Here is a 15,975-nt window from a genome sequence, read left to right on the forward strand (position 1 = left end):
GCCAACACTATTGCGCAAGATGGTACTATTTTTTAGACAGACATCAGGCGTATGCTTGTGTCGTATTTTGTCTGGGCCAGGAAAATTGCTATGACACCCGCCGTTAAATTACTCGAAAAAAACAAAATTTCTTTCCAGATCCACACCTACGATCACGATCCGTCCGAGACGAACTTTGGTGACGAAGTGGTACGCAAGTTAGGTCTGAATGCGGACCAGGTCTACAAAACGCTACTGGTTGCCGTGAATGGCGATATGAAGCACCTGGCGGTTGCCGTTACGCCGGTAGCCGGTCAACTGGATCTCAAAAAGGTCGCCAGGGCGTTGGGAGCCAAAAAGGTCGATATGGCCGATCCGATGATCGCGCAGCGAACCACCGGGTATCTGGTAGGCGGCATCAGCCCGCTGGGGCAGAAAAAAAGATTGCCAACGCTCATCGACGCTCCCGCCCAGACGTTTGACACCATTTATGTGTCCGGCGGCAAACGCGGGCTGGATATTGAACTGGCAGCAGGCGATTTGGCGAAAATTCTGGATGCGAAATTCGCCGATATCGCACGCCGTGATTAATTGTCTTTTGCCCATTGATACGGCGATTGCGCCTACTGCGATTACAGGTTGTGATTGGTGAAGACAGTTTGGACTCGGCCAGCGCGCAGGAACCGGAGCATAGAGGTAATAAGTAGGATTATTGGGCCGCCATGAAGGGCGGCCCGGAGGAGCGGATAAAATGATGCCCCAAATTGCCCTGTTACTGCCAGCTTACCTCGCCCTTCGGCTCATACGCACCAGCATCGAGAGGTGAGTTCTTCTGTACGTACTCTTTCAGCACTTCCGCATCAATAAACCCGGTATTCACATAGCCAGGCTTGTTATCAATTCGCGGATAGCCATCGCCGCCGGTGGCATTGAAGCTCAGCGTTGCCATGCGATAGGTTTTGGCTGGCTCAACGGGTTCGCCTTTAATTTTCAAATCGTTAAGCTTGCCGTCTTTCGCCACGAAGCTGACGTTGGCAAACTGCGGATAAGCCCCGGAATCCGGCTTCATTTGTGCCACGGCGGTCAGATAGTCAATCACCTCTTTCCCGCTCATGTCGGCGTACACCACGATGTTACCGAACGGCTGCACTTTCAGCACGCTCTTATAGGTGATATCACCGCCTTCGATGGAGTCACGGATACCGCCGCCGCTCATCACGCCAAAATCAGCGCTGGTTCGCGCCATTTGCGCAGCCAGCAGTAAATGCCCCATGTTGGTCTGTACGAAACGGACTTTGCTACGGTCGCCTTCGAGGCGCGCATTGACGCTACCAATTTTCACGTCGAGCTGCGCTTTGCCTTTATTCTGGAATGGCGTCAGCAGAGAAAGCATTTGCTGATTTTCTGCAATTTCCGGGGTGTAGAGTACGCGCTCACTTTTACCGTTGTCCCAGGTCACTTTTTTCTTCAGGTTGACGGGGATGAGCTGGTAGTTAACCATTTTCATTTCGCCATTGCGGAACTCAAAGTCCGCCCGCCCCACGTATTTCCCCCACTCATGCGCCTGCACAATCCAGATCCCGTTTTGCTTGTCTGGCGCACACGGCGTACCCGGTACGTAATCAACCTGCTTCTTGTTTTCCGCGGCCATACATACCGGATCCTGCGAGTGACCACCCACAATCATTGCCAACGATCCCGCCGGCAGGCTGCGCGCCATTTCTACGTCGCCAGGCGCGTTCGAGCCGTGATTGCCATTGTCATAATGTCCCATATGGGTGGTCGCAATAATGATGTCCGGCTTTTCCCCCATATTCAGTTCCTGGATAACCAGTTTGGCTTCATCAGCAGGTTTACGGAACTCAATATCGGTAAAGAACTCTGGGTTGCCAATTTTCGCCGTATCGTCAGTGGTTAAACCGAGTACGGCAATTTTTAAATCCTGGCGCTTAAAGATGGCCCACGGCTTAAACAAACGCTCACCGGTGCTTTTCTGATAGATATTGGCCGAGAGAAACGGGAATTTGGACCATTTTTCCTGCTGGCGCAATACGCTAAGCGGATTATCAAACTCGTGGTTTCCGACCGCCATCGCATCATAGCCAATCAGGTTCATTCCGCGAAAATCAGGTTCCGCATCCTGCAGATCGGACTCCGGTACGCCGGTATTAATGTCGCCACCGGAAAGCAGCAGTACACTGCCTCCTTCCTCAGCCACCTCTTTACGAATACCGTCCACCAGCGTTTTTTGTGCCGCCAGCCCGTATTCACCGTATTCGCTACGCCAGAAGTGACCGTGATGATCGTTGGTATGCAGAATGGTAATTTTGTAGGTTTTATCTTTTTCGTACGCCTGTGCAGGTTGACCTGCCAGCGCAAATGCGGCTAATAACGCCAGCGCCACGCCCCGTTTTAAAAACTTCATATTTCACTCCCTGACTCAATATCAACCGCCATACCCGTTATCCTTCAAATTACATGTGCGTTGGCTGCGCTCACTTCCCCCTGTCGCTTATGCAGTAAGCTCCTGGGACTCTCGCGTTTGCCGCCTACCTGTAAGTCGAATTAGTTCGGGCATAAAATTACAGCTACTGAAAATAATAGCCGAAAATGTTTTCAGAAATGAGACTTCCTTCAAACACCTTCCGCAGGTATGTTAGTCAGGTAATAATAACAAATTAGATTACCCTCATAATCGCAACCCAAACAGAAGTGACTTTCTATGGCAATAAGTGAACCAACCCAGCCAGTGGCTGGCGCGTCAGCGTCGGTTGCTAAAGCACGCACCTCATTTGGCATTTTAGGGGCAATCAGCCTCTCCCATCTGCTAAACGATATGATCCAGTCGCTGATCCTGGCGATTTATCCGCTATTGCAGTCAGAGTTCTCGCTGACGTTTATGCAGATAGGGATGATTACCCTGACCTTCCAGCTTGCTTCCTCACTGCTGCAACCGGTTGTGGGTTACTGGACGGATAAATACCCAATGCCGTGGTCGCTGCCCATTGGGATGTGCTTCACGCTGAGTGGGCTTGTTTTGCTGGCCATGGCTGGCAGTTTCCATATGGTCCTGCTCGCCGCAGCGCTGGTTGGTACCGGCTCTTCGGTATTTCACCCGGAATCATCCCGCGTGGCGCGAATGGCCTCCGGCGGTCGTCACGGTCTTGCCCAGTCAATTTTCCAGGTTGGCGGCAACTTCGGTAGCTCTCTGGGACCGTTACTGGCGGCTGTCATCATCGCGCCATATGGTAAGGGTAATGTGGCCTGGTTTGTGCTGGCTGCGTTATTAGCGATTGTCGTTCTGGCGCAAATCAGCCGTTGGTATGCCGCGCAGCACCGGATGAGTAAAGGAAAACCGAAAGTCGCCATCGTGAATCCGTTACCACGGAATAAAGTAGTGCTGGCGGTAAGCATCCTGCTGGTGCTGATTTTCTCCAAATACTTCTATATGGCGAGCATCAGCAGCTATTACACCTTTTATCTGATGCAAAAATTCGGATTATCGGTACAAAATGCCCAGTTTCACCTGTTTGCCTTCCTGTTTGCCGTCGCAGCCGGGACGGTGATTGGTGGACCATTGGGCGATAAAATTGGCAGAAAATATGTTATTTGGGGCTCTATCCTCGGCGTAGCACCCTTTACCCTCTTTTTACCCTACGCAACGCTGGAATGGACCGGGATTTTAACCGTGATCATTGGTTTTATCCTCGCATCGGCGTTTTCTGCCATTCTGGTCTACGCGCAGGAGCTGCTTCCTGGCCGTATCGGCATGGTTTCTGGGCTATTTTTCGGTTTTGCCTTCGGCATGGGCGGCTTGGGAGCCGCGGTGTTAGGGCTGATTGCCGACCATACCAGCATCGATTTGGTCTACAAAATATGTGCTTTCCTGCCACTACTGGGGATACTGACCATATTCTTACCTGATAACCGACATAAAGCCTGATTTTCTGACGGCCAAAAGTAAATTTTGGCCGTCAGACTTACAGTAGCCATCAGCCTTTGCCTCTCACATACCGCTGTACTTTTCCGATCCGTGCTTTTTTACGTCTAAAATCCTATTTTCATCAAAATTCAATAATTATTCACAAACAAAAACATCAAAATTGTCATAAACTATTACTCGTCGTTTGAGTTTTCAGGATTATCACAGCAACCAAAGGAGACGGAATGCATCACGCCACCCCGCTTATCACCACCATTGTCGGCGGCCTTGTGCTCGCTTTTATATTAGGCATGATTGCCAATAAACTACGTATTTCTCCTCTGGTGGGATATCTGTTAGCGGGCGTTCTGGCCGGTCCATTTACACCTGGTTTTGTTGCTGATACCAAGTTAGCGCCTGAACTGGCCGAGCTTGGCGTAATCCTGCTGATGTTCGGCGTGGGGCTGCACTTTTCGCTGAAGGATTTGATGGCGGTAAAGTCTATCGCCATTCCCGGCGCGATTGCCCAGATAGCGGTGGCAACGCTGCTGGGCATGGCGCTTTCAGCGGTGATGGGCTGGTCGCTGATGGTAGGGATCGTGTTTGGTCTGTGTCTATCAACCGCCAGTACCGTGGTGCTATTGCGTGCGCTTGAAGAAAGACAGCTCATTGACAGTCAGCGCGGACAAATCGCCATTGGCTGGCTGATTGTCGAAGACCTGATGATGGTGCTGACGCTGGTTCTCCTGCCAGCCGTCGCTGGAATGCTGGAAAAAGAAGATGTCGGCTTTGCCTCGCTGGCCGTAGATATGGGCATTACCATCGGTAAGGTGGTGGCGTTTATCGCAATTATGATGCTGGTCGGTCGTCGCCTGGTGCCGTGGATTATGGCCCGTAGCGCCGCAACCGGCTCACGCGAACTGTTTACCCTGTCAGTCCTCGCCCTCGCATTAGGTATCGCATTTGGCGCAGTGGAGCTGTTCGATGTCTCCTTTGCACTGGGGGCATTCTTCGCCGGCATGGTGCTGAACGAATCTGAACTGAGTCACCGTGCGGCGCATGACACCCTACCGCTGCGCGATGCGTTCGCCGTACTGTTCTTTGTTTCCGTCGGGATGCTCTTTGATCCCATGATTCTGATTCAGCAGCCGCTGGCGGTGCTGGGCACGCTGGCGATTATCATCTTTGGTAAATCCCTTGCCGCCTATTTCCTGGTGCGCCTGTTTGGTCACTCCCAACGCACAGCGCTCACCATTGCCACCAGCCTGGCGCAGATTGGTGAATTTGCCTTTATCCTGGCGGGTCTGGGCATGGCGTTAAACCTGCTGCCGCAGGCCGGACAGAATCTGGTGCTGGCGGGGGCGATCCTGTCCATCATGCTTAACCCGGTGCTGTTCGCGGTGTTAGAAAAATATCTCGCCAAAACAGAAACGCTGGAAGAACAGACGCTGGAAGAGGCTATTGAAGAAGAGAAGCAAATTCCGGTGGATATCTGCAATCACGCCCTGCTGGTTGGCTTTGGGCGCGTCGGTAGCCTGCTGGGCGAGAAATTGATGGCTGCGGGGATCCCGCTGGTAGTTATCGAAACCTCACGCACCCGAGTGGATGAACTGCGCGAGCGCGGGATCCGCGCGGTGCTGGGAAATGCCGCCAACGAAGAAATTATGAATCTGGCGCATCTGGATTGCGCACGCTGGCTACTGCTGACCATTCCCAATGGCTATGAAGCGGGTGAAATTGTCGCTTCAGCACGCGAGAAGTGCCCGTCGATTGAAATTATCGCCCGCGCGCATTATGACGACGAGGTGGAATACATTACCGAACGCGGCGCCAATCAGGTCGTCATGGGTGAGCGTGAAATCGCCCGTACCATGCTGGAGCTGATTGAAACGCCGCCTGCAGGTGAGGTGGTCGTTACAGGCTGATGTCGTTGCCGGATGACGCTATCGCTTATCCGGCATGTGCATGATTTAACGATCCCAGTACGACTCTTCGAGGCTATCTTCGCGTTCCGGCAAACCGCGCGTCAGGCGCGGGGAATGCTGGTTCAGCACCTGATAACTCACGCGATTCGCATATTTACACACCTGGGCTAACGACGAATAGGTCAGCCAGGTGAACTTGTGCTTGCTGGAGTTAGGCACGTTGCTGCGGTGATAGCTGTTAGCGGTAATATCATGCAGCAATGCCGCCAGCGCGCCGTCGCCAGCGCCGTTGGTATTCATGATCTTCTCTGGCCCGCCCATATACGGCGCGATGTGCGAATACACACGCAGCGGATTGGTACAATCTTTATGGCGCATGGCGCGGCTAAACTCGTACTGGTTGAATTCGGCAATGGCCCCAGGCAGCAGCGGATGCTGGGTTTTACGTTTGACTTCTTCTTCCGTAAAGCCCGCCATATAAAGACCCGCCGGACCCGCTGTGCACAGCACCAGATCCACCCAATCCAGCGCCTTGTCGGACGCCAGCAGCGGATCGTTTTCGCCGGTCAGCGCTTCGGCCTCTTCTTCATTCATCGCCAGAATTGAGACATGCTCTTTCAGGAATGCCTGCCACCACTGCGGATTATCGGCAATGACAAATTTGGTGCCCAGCGTCAGTACCACCGGTACATTGTGTTTTTTAGCAAATTCGATCGCCTTCATGGTCGCTTCCGGCATTGGCTCGCCCGGCTCGCAGCGCACCAGATAGGACGTTAGCACCAGCGCGGACGCTCCGGCAATCACCGATTCAGGGATGCTATCCGCCCGCAGCTTGTTCATATGCCCTGGGCTGATTGCAAAGGTACGCTCACCGGACTCGCCAATCAGCGTAAAGCAGCGACCAATCGGTCCATCTACGCCCTGCAGGTAGTTCAGATCGGTACGACTGGAGGTATTGCATAAATAGCGGTACGCATAGCTGCCAATCTCGATATTGTTGCACATCACACCCAGCAGCACCGAGCGGTCATCCGCCAGCACGGAGTAGTTGTGCATCGTATTACCGATAGTACCGCCCGCAAACTGATGGGTGATCAAATTTTCACGCACCAGTTCCTGGTAGAGCGCTTCAGCGACATCATCTGCAATCACCAGAGAGTGCCCGGCGCTTAATCCATAACGTTTTACAAAGTTATCATCAACTTTGGCTTCAATATCCACCAGCGTCTGGTCAATACCCACCACCCAGGCTGCGCTGGTTTCATTTTCTGGCTGAATTTGTTGCAGCAACGGATCGCGCGCGCTGACGGGGAAATAGTGTTTGGATTTACGTTTACCGGGAAATTTCATGGTCGATTTTACGGGTGGTTAGCTGAGCGATGCATGGTAGCACATTCCCCGCTGCGCATGCGATGCGGCGCTGAGTTTCAATATCGGACGGTGAGATCGCAGTTTATCTGGGATGAATTTCTACAATAACTCACCTTCACAAGGAGCGCTTTATGAAGCCGGAAAACAAGATCCCCGTACTCGACAACATTTCGGATGAAATGAAAAGTGTGGTGAATTTTCATCGCGAAGATTTGCCACCGTGGCCCGCTGCTGATGACTTTGTGGCCCAGCGTAAACACTACATTCATGAACGGCAGTTGTGGAATGCCGATGCCCCACAGATGAATACCCGAGAATGTGTTATTTCTACCGCATGCGGCCCCGTTGCCACACGAATTTACGCTCCGCAGCCCCATAGCCAGGCGACGCTATATTACCTGCACGGCGGCGGTTTTATTCTCGGTAATCTGGATACCCACGATCGCATTATGCGTTTACTGGCGCGCTATACGCAGTGCACGATCATTGGCATCGACTATTCGCTTGCGCCAGAGGCCCGCTACCCGCAAGCCATCGAAGAGATTGTCGCCGTGTGTCAGTACTTTTATCAGCACGCTGGCGATTATTCCCTTAATGTGAATCATATTGGTTTTGCGGGCGATTCCGCCGGGGCCATGCTGGCGCTTGCCAGCGCGTTGTGGTTGCGGGATAAACAAATTGCCTGCGGCAAGGTGGCTGGCGTGCTGTTGTGGTATGGGCTTTACGGCCTGCAGGATTCACTGAGCCGACGGCTAATGGGCGGAGCCTGGGATGGTTTAACTCGCGAGGATCTGCAGATGTACGAAAACGCGTACCTGCGTAGCGCCGACGATCGTGAATCACCGTACTATTGCCTGTTTAATAACGACCTGACGCGCGACGTACCGCCGTGTTTTATCGCCGGTGCGGAGTTTGATCCGCTGATTGACGATAGCCGCTTATTATTCCAGACGCTACAGGCGCATCAGCAGCCCTGCCAGTACAAAATGTACCCCGGCACGTTGCACGCCTTCCTGCACTATTCGCGGATGATGAAAACCGCCGACGATGCGTTGCGGGAGGGCGCGCGTTACTTCAGAGCGCAGCTTTAACGGTAGGCTGCGGTCAGTTTAACCATCATTTCGATATGTTCCGGTGTGGCATTCAGCGCCGGAATATACTCATATTGCTTACCGCCTGCCTCAAGGAAAATCTCCCGGTTTTGCACCGCTATCTCTTCCAGCGTTTCGAGACAATCAGCCGCGAAGCCCGGACACATGACCTGGATATGTCGGGTCCCTTTCTCCGCCAGCATTTTTAACGTTTCATCGGTATATGGCGTTAACCACGGTTCACGGCCAAAGCGAGACTGGAAGGTCATCATCACTTTTTCCGGCGGCAAGCCAAGCGCTGAAACCAGCTCACGAGTCGTATCGCGGCAGCGCTGCGGGTAGTCATCGCCTTCATCGGCGTAGCGCTGCGGAATGCCGTGGTAGGAAAGCAGCAGCAAATCGGGTTCACCATGTTGAGCAAATGAATCACGGGCGCTCTTGGCCAGCGCATCAATGTAGCTGCTGTCATCGGCGTAATCACGAATAAATGAGATGCCAGGAATACTGCGTTTACGCGCTAAGATTCGCGCCAGTTCGTCCCAGACCGCCGCCACGGTAGAACAGGAATATTGCGGGTACAGCGGTAACACCACCATGTGTTCAACTCCGCTTGCCAGCAGTTCATCGACCGCGCTTTCAAGCGACGGTGAACCGTAGCTCATCCCCAGCGCGACAGGCGTATTTGGCAGACGTTGTGCCAGCGCCTGCTGTTGCGCCTTACTGTAGACCATCAGCGGGGAACCGTCTTCCATCCAGATTGACTGGTACAGCTTCGCCACGCGTGGCGCACGCAGCGGCAAAATCACACCACGCAGCAGCGGCCACCACAGCGCAGGTGACGTATCGACTACGCGTTGATCGCTTAAAAACTGGCGCAGGTAGCGCTTAACGGCTTCGGGGGTTGGGGCATCGGGAGTGCCGAGGTTTGCCAGCAGGATACCGGTTTTCGTCTGACGCATTACCGCCTCTTATCGATTCAAATTGTTGATAATTGTAGCGGAAAAGCGATAAAGAAGAACTAATTGCTGTGAAAGGTAAGACGAGAATTTGCCTGATGGCGCTGCGCTTATCAGGCCTACATAAAATCGTAGGCCGGATAAGGTGTTTACACCGCCATCCGGCATTGACTGCGCTAAAACTTAACCGAGGATTTTCTCCAGCGCTGCGCGAACGTCAGCCACAGCCTGGGTGCCGTCAACTTTCGCGTATTTGGTGTTACCCGCCTGCGCTTCTTTAGAGTAGTAGCCGATCAGCGGAGCGGTCATCTGATGGTATTCCACCAGGCGCTTACGTACGGTCTCTTCCTGATCGTCTTTACGGGTGGTCAGCTCTTCGCCGGTCACGTCGTCTTTGCCTTCAACCTTAGGCGGGTTGAATTTGATGTGGTAAACGCGGCCAGAAGCAGCGTGTACGCGACGACCCACGATACGGTCAACGATCAGCTCGTCCGGAACGTCGAATTCAAGAACGTAGTCCACGTTGATGCCTGCTTCTTTCATGGCATCAGCCTGCGGAATAGTACGCGGGAAGCCATCAAGCAGGAAACCATTACGGCAGTCTTCCTGAGCAATACGCTCTTTTACCAGCGCGATCACCAGCTCATCAGTCACCAGCTTACCGGCGTCCATGATGTCTTTCGCTTGTTTGCCCAGCTCGGAGCCAGATTTCACGGCAGCACGCAGCATATCACCGGTGGAGATTTGCGGAATACCATACTTCTCCATGATGAACTGAGCCTGAGTTCCTTTACCCGCGCCCGGAGCGCCAAGCAGAATGATACGCATTACGAAAATCCCCTTAAAGGTTGTCGATATTTTTTAAAAAGCGCTAAACGATACCACCATCACGCAATTGGCTCAAGGAAGACGCCCGACGCTGAAACGGTTAACGGTGGGAAAATTAAAAATGAGGAGAGAAAATGCCGGATCGCGGTGTAAACACCGTATCCGGCCAGGGATCGACGAGATGGTGTAAGCCGGACACGCGTTAGCATCATCCGGCATTACCTTACGGCTATCAGGACACCAGCAACTGGTTCATACGACGAATGAACTGGTTTGGATCTTCCAGCGTGCCGCGTTCAGCAAACAGCGCCTGATCCAGCAGCAGTTCAACCCACTCTTTGAACTGTGCTTCGTCCTGGGTATCCGCCGTGCGTTTGACCAGCACGTGGTCCGGGTTGAGTTCAAAGATATATTTCACTTCCGGTACGGCCTGGCCAGCAGCAGCGAACAGTTTCGCCATCTGGGTGCTCATTTCGTCCGCATCGGTGGTAACGATGGCCGGCGTGTCGGTCAGACGGTGAGTCAGACGCACTTCTTTTACGCGATCGCCCAGCAGGGTTTTCACGCGCTCAACGAACGGCGTCAGCGCTTTTTCCGCTTCTTTTGCCGATTCGTCAACGTCATCCGCCAGCTTGTCGATGGACTCGTCAGCTTTGGCTACGGACTGGAATGCCTTACCGTCGAACTCGGTCAGGTAGTTCATCATCCACTCATCGATACGGTCAGAAAGCAGCAGCACTTCGATGCCTTTCTTACGCAACAGTTCCAGGTGCGGGCTGCTCTTCGCCGCCGCATAGCTGTCTGCGGTGATGTAGTAGATTTTCTCCTGCCCTTCTTTCATACGCGACACGTAGTCTTCCAGCGACACGGTTTGTGCGGAGGAGTCAGTGTGCGTGGACGCGAAGCGCATCAGCTTAGCGATCGTTTCCTGGTTAGCGTTGTCTTCCGCCGGGCCTTCTTTCAGCACCAGGCCGAACTGTTTCCAGAAGGTCTGGTATTTTTCTGCGTCGTCTTTCGCCAGTTTTTCCAGCATCTGCAGTACGCGTTTGGTCAGCGCGCTACGCAGGTTACGGGTGACGGTGCTGTCCTGCAGGATCTCACGAGAAACGTTCAGCGGCAGATCGTTAGAATCTATCAGGCCACGCACAAAGCGCAGGTAATTCGGCATAAACTGCTCGGCGTCGTCCATAATGAAAACGCGCTGAACGTACAGTTTCAGACCATGCTTGTGATCGCGGTTCCACATATCCCACGGAGCCTGAGACGGGATGTACAGCAGGCTGGTGTACTCCTGCTTACCTTCCACACGGTTATGGCTCCAGGTCAGCGGATCAGTGAAGTCGTGCGCGATATGTTTGTAGAATTCGTTGTACTCGTCGTCTTTGATTTCCGACTTGTTACGGGTCCACAGCGCCTGCGCCTTGTTGATCTTTTCCCAGGAAACCACGGTCTCGCCGTCTTTCTCTTCGGATTTTTCGATCTCTACCGGCAACGCGATATGGTCGGAATATTTGCTGATGATGGAACGTACGCGCCAGTCATCAAGGAACTCGTCTTCGCCTTCGCGCAGATGCAGCGTGATTTCGGTGCCGCGATCGTCTTTGGTGATGTCGGCAACGGTGTACTCACCTTCACCCGCAGATTCCCAGAACACACCATTTTCCGGTTTATCGCCCGCTGCGCGGGTACGCACGGTGACTTTATCCGCCACGATGAACGCAGAGTAGAAGCCAACCCCGAACTGGCCGATCAACTGGCTGTCTTTCGCCTGATCGGATCCCATGGATTCAAGGAAAGATTTAGTACCGGATTTCGCAATGGTCCCCAGATGATCGATAACGTCATCACGGTTCATCCCCACGCCGTTATCGGCAATGGTCAACGTACGCTTATCTTTATCGAAGGAAACACGCACACGCAGCTCACCGTCACCTTCATACAGGTCCGGGTTAGACAGTGCGCGAAAACGCAGCTTGTCTGCCGCATCCGAGGCGTTAGAGATAAGCTCACGCAGGAAGATTTCTTTATTGGAATACAGAGAATGGATCATCAGGTGCAGAAGCTGTTTTACTTCTGACTGAAAACCACGAGTTTCTTGTCCTTTCATGTAGGTCTACCTCAACAATGCCATTTTCAATGGTAAAAACAGGTTGAGGGTGAAATGGGGACAAGCGGGAAGGATTTCAAGCGGAAGCCGCCGTCGCGGCCTCCGTTTGTTCAGAATTTAATCTTGTGCCGTCCTGCCAGAGAGTGCGACAGCGTAGTGCCATCGACCATTTCCAGCTCGCCACCAACCGGAACGCCATGGGCGATACGGCTGGCTTCAACGTCATATTGCATGCAAAGCTCAGCAATATAGTTGGCGGTCGCCTCTCCTTCGACCGTGGGATTGGTCGCCAGGATCAGTTCGCTGATTTGCTCAGATGCCAGCCGCTGCTCAAGACGATCCAGCCCGATATCATCAGGGCCAATACCGTCCAGCGGCGACAGGTGTCCCATCAGCACGAAGTAACGTCCGGAAAATTGCCCGGTTTGCTCAATGGCGTAGATGTCCGCCGGACTCTCCACCACGCAAATCTGACCATTTTCCTGGCGACGCGGGTTCGAGCAGATGTTGCAGACGTCCTGTTCTGTGAATGTGCGGCAATCGGCACAGTGGCCGATTTCCGACATCGCCTTCGTTAACGCCTGCGCCAGACGCATCCCGCCGCTGCGATCGCGCTGAAGCAGCGTGAACGCCATGCGCTGCGCAGACTTCGGGCCAACGCCCGGCAGACAGCGCAGAGCTTCCATAAGCTGAGTTAACAGCGGGCTGGTTTGCATCAGAACGGCATCTTAAAGCCAGGAGGCAGCTGCATTCCGGAGGAAACAGAGGCCATCTTCTCTTTCTGCGTCTCTTCAATACGGCGCGCGGCGTCGTTGAATGCCGCAGCAACCAAGTCTTCCAGCATCTCTTTGTCGTCTTCCAGCAGGCTTGGATCGATCTCCACACGACGGCAGTTATGCGCGCCGTTGATGGTTACTTTTACCAGACCCGCGCCAGATTCGCCGGTCACTTCCAGCTTGGCGACTTCTTCCTGCATCTGCTGCATTTTTTCTTGCATCTGCTGGGCCTGTTTCATCAGGTTACCCAGACCGCCTTTACCAAACATAGGCTTCTCTCTCAATCACGTTAAGGGATGACGACCGTCAAACCGTAATGGCTGACGATCAAATGGGGCGAATACTCTCTTCGTCCAGGTCCGCATCGAAAAAACGACGCAGCGTCTGAATGTTATTATCCGCAATAATCGACTCACGCGCCTGCGCGAGTTTCTCTTCATAAATGGCCTGACGCCACTCCAGCGGCGTGCGCACCGCTGGATTATCATCTTCAACGATGGTCAATTCAACCGTTGACCCTGTTAAGGAACTCAATGCTTCGGCCAGTTTTTGCTGCGCGCCGCTGGAGTTAAGGTGTCGCTGCGTGGAACGCAGGTGCAGGCAAACCACGTTGCCATTCTCTTCTTTCCAGGCATTAAGCGCCACCTGCTCCACCAGTTTAGGCAGCGAGAGCTGGCTCACCTGTGCGGCCCACGGGTCGCGTTCGATGGCCTCAGCCGCCAGCTTTGCCGCCAGTTCTGGCGTTTTTTCATGCTCAAGCGCTTTTTTCAGCGCTTTCGGCGTAGCGACGACTTCTTTGACTTCTGCAACAGGATTGGTCGCTTTCCAGCGATACGCTTCTTTCTTCGCTGGCGCTTTTTCCAGTGCAGAGACCGCTGGACGCGCCTGAACACGTTCCGACACCGAAGCCAGTCTTTCCAGCGCAGCATTATTCACCGGCCGCGCGCGGGAAGCGGCTGCCGGTTCACTCTTTTTTGGTTTGGTTGCTCCCTGAGCGCGTTGCAGCTGGCTGCGTGCCGCCAGCACCTGGCTGGTAGCATCGGAGAGCGGCACATTCTGTTGCTGTTGCGCTGCCGCAGGCTGCTGCTGCGGCACCTGCGTCGGGTTCATCACCGCAGTGGGTGCGACCGGGGCAAACGAGTGTCGTGGGGCTTCAGGTTCCGGGAGCGGCATGCGCGGATGAAAAGCCAGCGCACGTAGCAGCGTCATTTCAACGCCCATTCGCCTGTCCGGCGCATACGGCAGTTCTTTGCGCCCGATTAACAGGGTCTGGTAGTAAAGCTGCACATCGGTTGGCGGGACGATTCGCGCCAGTTCGCGCATACGCTGTTCAATAGCGGCCATATCGCTGCCGAGCGCGGCAGGTGAAAGCTGAACCATGGCAATACGATGCAGCAGAGCCGACATCTCAACCAGTAGCGCTTCCCATTCAATACCGCGCGCGGCGGCATCGTTCACCAGCGTCATAACGCGTTCGCCGTCCGCAGCCACAACCGCTTCAACCAGCGAAAGCGCCTGGTCGTCGTCCAGCGTGCCAAGCATGGTGCTGACCGCGTCGGTCGAGACCTGACCATCGCCGCTGGCGATCGCTTGATCGGTCAGGCTCAGCGCATCGCGCAGGCTGCCGTCCGCGGCGCGAGCCAGCAGTTGCAGCGCACGTGGCTCATGGGCGATATGCTCTTCTTTGAGGATATGCTCAAGCTGATGGCGAATCTGTTCGACATCCAACGCTTTAAGATGGAATTGCAGACAGCGCGACAGGATAGTCACCGGCAGCTTCTGCGGATCGGTAGTCGCCAGCAAGAACTTAACGTGCGCGGGCGGCTCTTCGAGCGTTTTCAGCAAAGCGTTAAAACTGTGGCGCGACAGCATGTGCACTTCGTCGATCAAATAGACCTTAAAGCGACCGCGCGCTGGCGCGTACTGGACGTTATCCAGCAGGTCACGGGTGTCTTCGACTTTGGTGCGTGAGGCGGCGTCGATTTCAATCAGATCGACAAAGCGCCCCTGCTCGATTTCACGGCAGTTATCGCACACGCCGCACGGCGTAGCGGTGATGCCGGTTTCACAGTTTAATCCCTTCGCCAGCAAACGGGCGATTGACGTTTTCCCGACGCCACGGGTGCCGGAAAACAAATAAGCATGATGAATACGCCCTAACGACAAGCCGTTCGCCAGTGCCGTCAGCACATGTTCCTGGCCGACGACGTCAGCAAAGGTTTGTGGGCGCCATTTTCGGGCTAAGACCTGATAACTCATTGGCAGGCTCTGAAAGGCTGGAGGGTGGATTCACAGGGGGATAATGCTAACACAACCTCGCAGCGACAGCGAGGTTGTGTGTCTCGGTATTAATCTGCCGAGATAGGATAGCCCGAAATTAGTGGCCCGGGAATGGAACCAGGCTATAACAGGTCAGTCCCTGCTTTTCCAGACGCTGCTCGCCACCCAGATCAAACAGGTTAATGATAAATGCAGCATCGGTCACTTCGCCACCCAGACGGCGGATCAGTTTCACGGTCGCTTCAATCGTGCCGCCGGTTGCCAGCAGGTCGTCCACAACCAGGACTTTATCGCCAGGTTTGATGGCATCAACGTGGATTTCCAGTTGATCGGTGCCGTATTCCAGCTCATAGCTCTCAGCAATAACTTCACGCGGAAGCTTACGGGGTTTACGTACCGGAACAAAACCAACGCCCAGACCCAACGCTACCGGCGCGCCAAACAGGAAGCCACGCGCTTCGGTACCAACCACTTTAGTGATACCCGCATTTTTGTAGCGTTCAACCAGCAATTCAATACTGAGGGCGTAGGCTTTCGGATCTTCCAGTAAACTGGTGACATCACGAAAAAGAATGCCCGGTTTTGGGTAATCGTGGATGCTTTTGATGCTATTTTTGAGAAACTCAAGCTGCTGTGCAGTCGCGGTCATAAGTTTGTGCCTGATTAATACAGTATTACTTCACGGCGCACTATACACTTCATCCTCGACGTATCTTGAATGATTTTGTGTCTGTATAAGA

At 53.8% G+C, this 15,975-nt stretch carries 13 protein-coding genes and 1 other annotated feature; of the genes, 4 read left to right on the plus strand and 9 right to left on the minus strand.

Annotation, left to right across the window (positions count from 1 at the left end; genetic code table 11):
- Positions 1–90: 90 nt before the first annotated feature.
- Entirely contained in the window at positions 91–570 is a 480-nt protein-coding gene (gene ybaK, locus ABIE10_RS08840; RefSeq protein ID WP_016152092.1) for a Cys-tRNA(Pro)/Cys-tRNA(Cys) deacylase YbaK, read from the plus strand.
- A gap of 181 nt (positions 571–751) precedes the next feature.
- On the opposite strand, the gene ushA is transcribed toward ybaK, so the two are convergent.
- Positions 752–2,404, minus strand: coding sequence for a bifunctional UDP-sugar hydrolase/5'-nucleotidase UshA (gene ushA, locus ABIE10_RS08845; protein WP_181546436.1), 1,653 nt, complete (start codon positions 2,402–2,404; stop codon positions 752–754).
- Between the two features lie 297 nt (positions 2,405–2,701).
- Here ushA and fsr point away from each other — a divergent pair, with 297 nt between their 5' ends.
- Positions 2,702–3,922 carry a fosmidomycin MFS transporter gene (gene fsr, locus ABIE10_RS08850; RefSeq protein WP_016155879.1) on the plus strand — a complete coding sequence of 407 codons (1,221 nt, stop codon included), beginning with the start codon at positions 2,702–2,704 and terminating at the stop codon, positions 3,920–3,922.
- A gap of 224 nt (positions 3,923–4,146) precedes the next feature.
- On the plus strand, positions 4,147–5,826 hold the full coding sequence (ybaL, locus tag ABIE10_RS08855; RefSeq protein WP_016152087.1) for a YbaL family putative K(+) efflux transporter: 1,680 nt from the start codon (positions 4,147–4,149) through the stop codon (positions 5,824–5,826).
- Between the two features lie 45 nt (positions 5,827–5,871).
- Here ybaL and gsk read toward each other — a convergent pair whose 3' ends face one another.
- Positions 5,872–7,176, minus strand: a complete 1,305-nt coding sequence (gene gsk, locus ABIE10_RS08860) for an inosine/guanosine kinase (protein ID WP_429155329.1) — start codon at positions 7,174–7,176, stop codon at positions 5,872–5,874.
- A 152-nt stretch (positions 7,177–7,328) separates the two neighbouring features.
- Between gsk and aes the strand changes: the two genes are divergently transcribed.
- Entirely contained in the window at positions 7,329–8,288 is a 960-nt protein-coding gene (aes, locus tag ABIE10_RS08865) for an acetyl esterase (protein WP_047501896.1), read from the plus strand.
- Here the strand turns inward: aes and hemH are convergent.
- From hemH to apt, 7 genes are all read right to left on the minus strand, one after another.
- A complete protein-coding gene (gene hemH / locus ABIE10_RS08870) occupies positions 8,285–9,247 on the minus strand; it encodes a ferrochelatase (protein WP_016152084.1) in 963 nt (320 codons plus the stop codon). The two genes, aes and hemH, sit on opposite strands and share 4 nt — an antisense overlap.
- A 180-nt stretch (positions 9,248–9,427) precedes the next feature.
- The gene (gene adk / locus ABIE10_RS08875; RefSeq protein ID WP_003021773.1) at positions 9,428–10,072 is read right to left on the minus strand and encodes an adenylate kinase; all 645 of its coding nucleotides are present in this window, start codon (positions 10,070–10,072) and stop codon (positions 9,428–9,430) included.
- A 232-nt stretch (positions 10,073–10,304) separates the two neighbouring features.
- Positions 10,305–12,179, minus strand: coding sequence for a molecular chaperone HtpG (gene htpG, locus ABIE10_RS08880; protein WP_016152083.1), 1,875 nt, complete (start codon positions 12,177–12,179; stop codon positions 10,305–10,307).
- 110 nt (positions 12,180–12,289) lie between these two features.
- The gene (gene recR, locus ABIE10_RS08885; RefSeq protein WP_016152082.1) at positions 12,290–12,895 is read right to left on the minus strand and encodes a recombination mediator RecR; all 606 of its coding nucleotides are present in this window, start codon (positions 12,893–12,895) and stop codon (positions 12,290–12,292) included.
- Positions 12,895–13,224, minus strand: a complete 330-nt coding sequence (locus ABIE10_RS08890) for a YbaB/EbfC family nucleoid-associated protein (RefSeq protein ID WP_003021764.1) — start codon at positions 13,222–13,224, stop codon at positions 12,895–12,897. The genes recR and ABIE10_RS08890 overlap by 1 nt, the downstream gene beginning before the upstream one ends.
- Before the next feature lie 58 nt (positions 13,225–13,282).
- Positions 13,283–15,214: a DNA polymerase III subunit gamma/tau gene (gene dnaX, locus ABIE10_RS08895; protein ID WP_047501898.1), complete on the minus strand. Its 1,932-nt coding sequence runs from the start codon at positions 15,212–15,214 to the stop codon at positions 13,283–13,285.
- Positions 13,886–13,950, minus strand: a sequence feature (DnaX frameshifting element). (Overlaps the previous gene by 65 nt.)
- A gap of 118 nt (positions 15,215–15,332) precedes the next feature.
- On the minus strand, positions 15,333–15,884 hold the full coding sequence (gene apt, locus ABIE10_RS08900) for an adenine phosphoribosyltransferase (protein WP_006685676.1): 552 nt from the start codon (positions 15,882–15,884) through the stop codon (positions 15,333–15,335).
- Positions 15,885–15,975: the final 91 nt, after the last annotated feature.

It is taken from the genome of Citrobacter sp. 506, from assembly GCF_050434985.1.
In the GTDB taxonomy this organism is placed as follows: domain Bacteria; phylum Pseudomonadota; class Gammaproteobacteria; order Enterobacterales; family Enterobacteriaceae; genus Citrobacter; species Citrobacter braakii.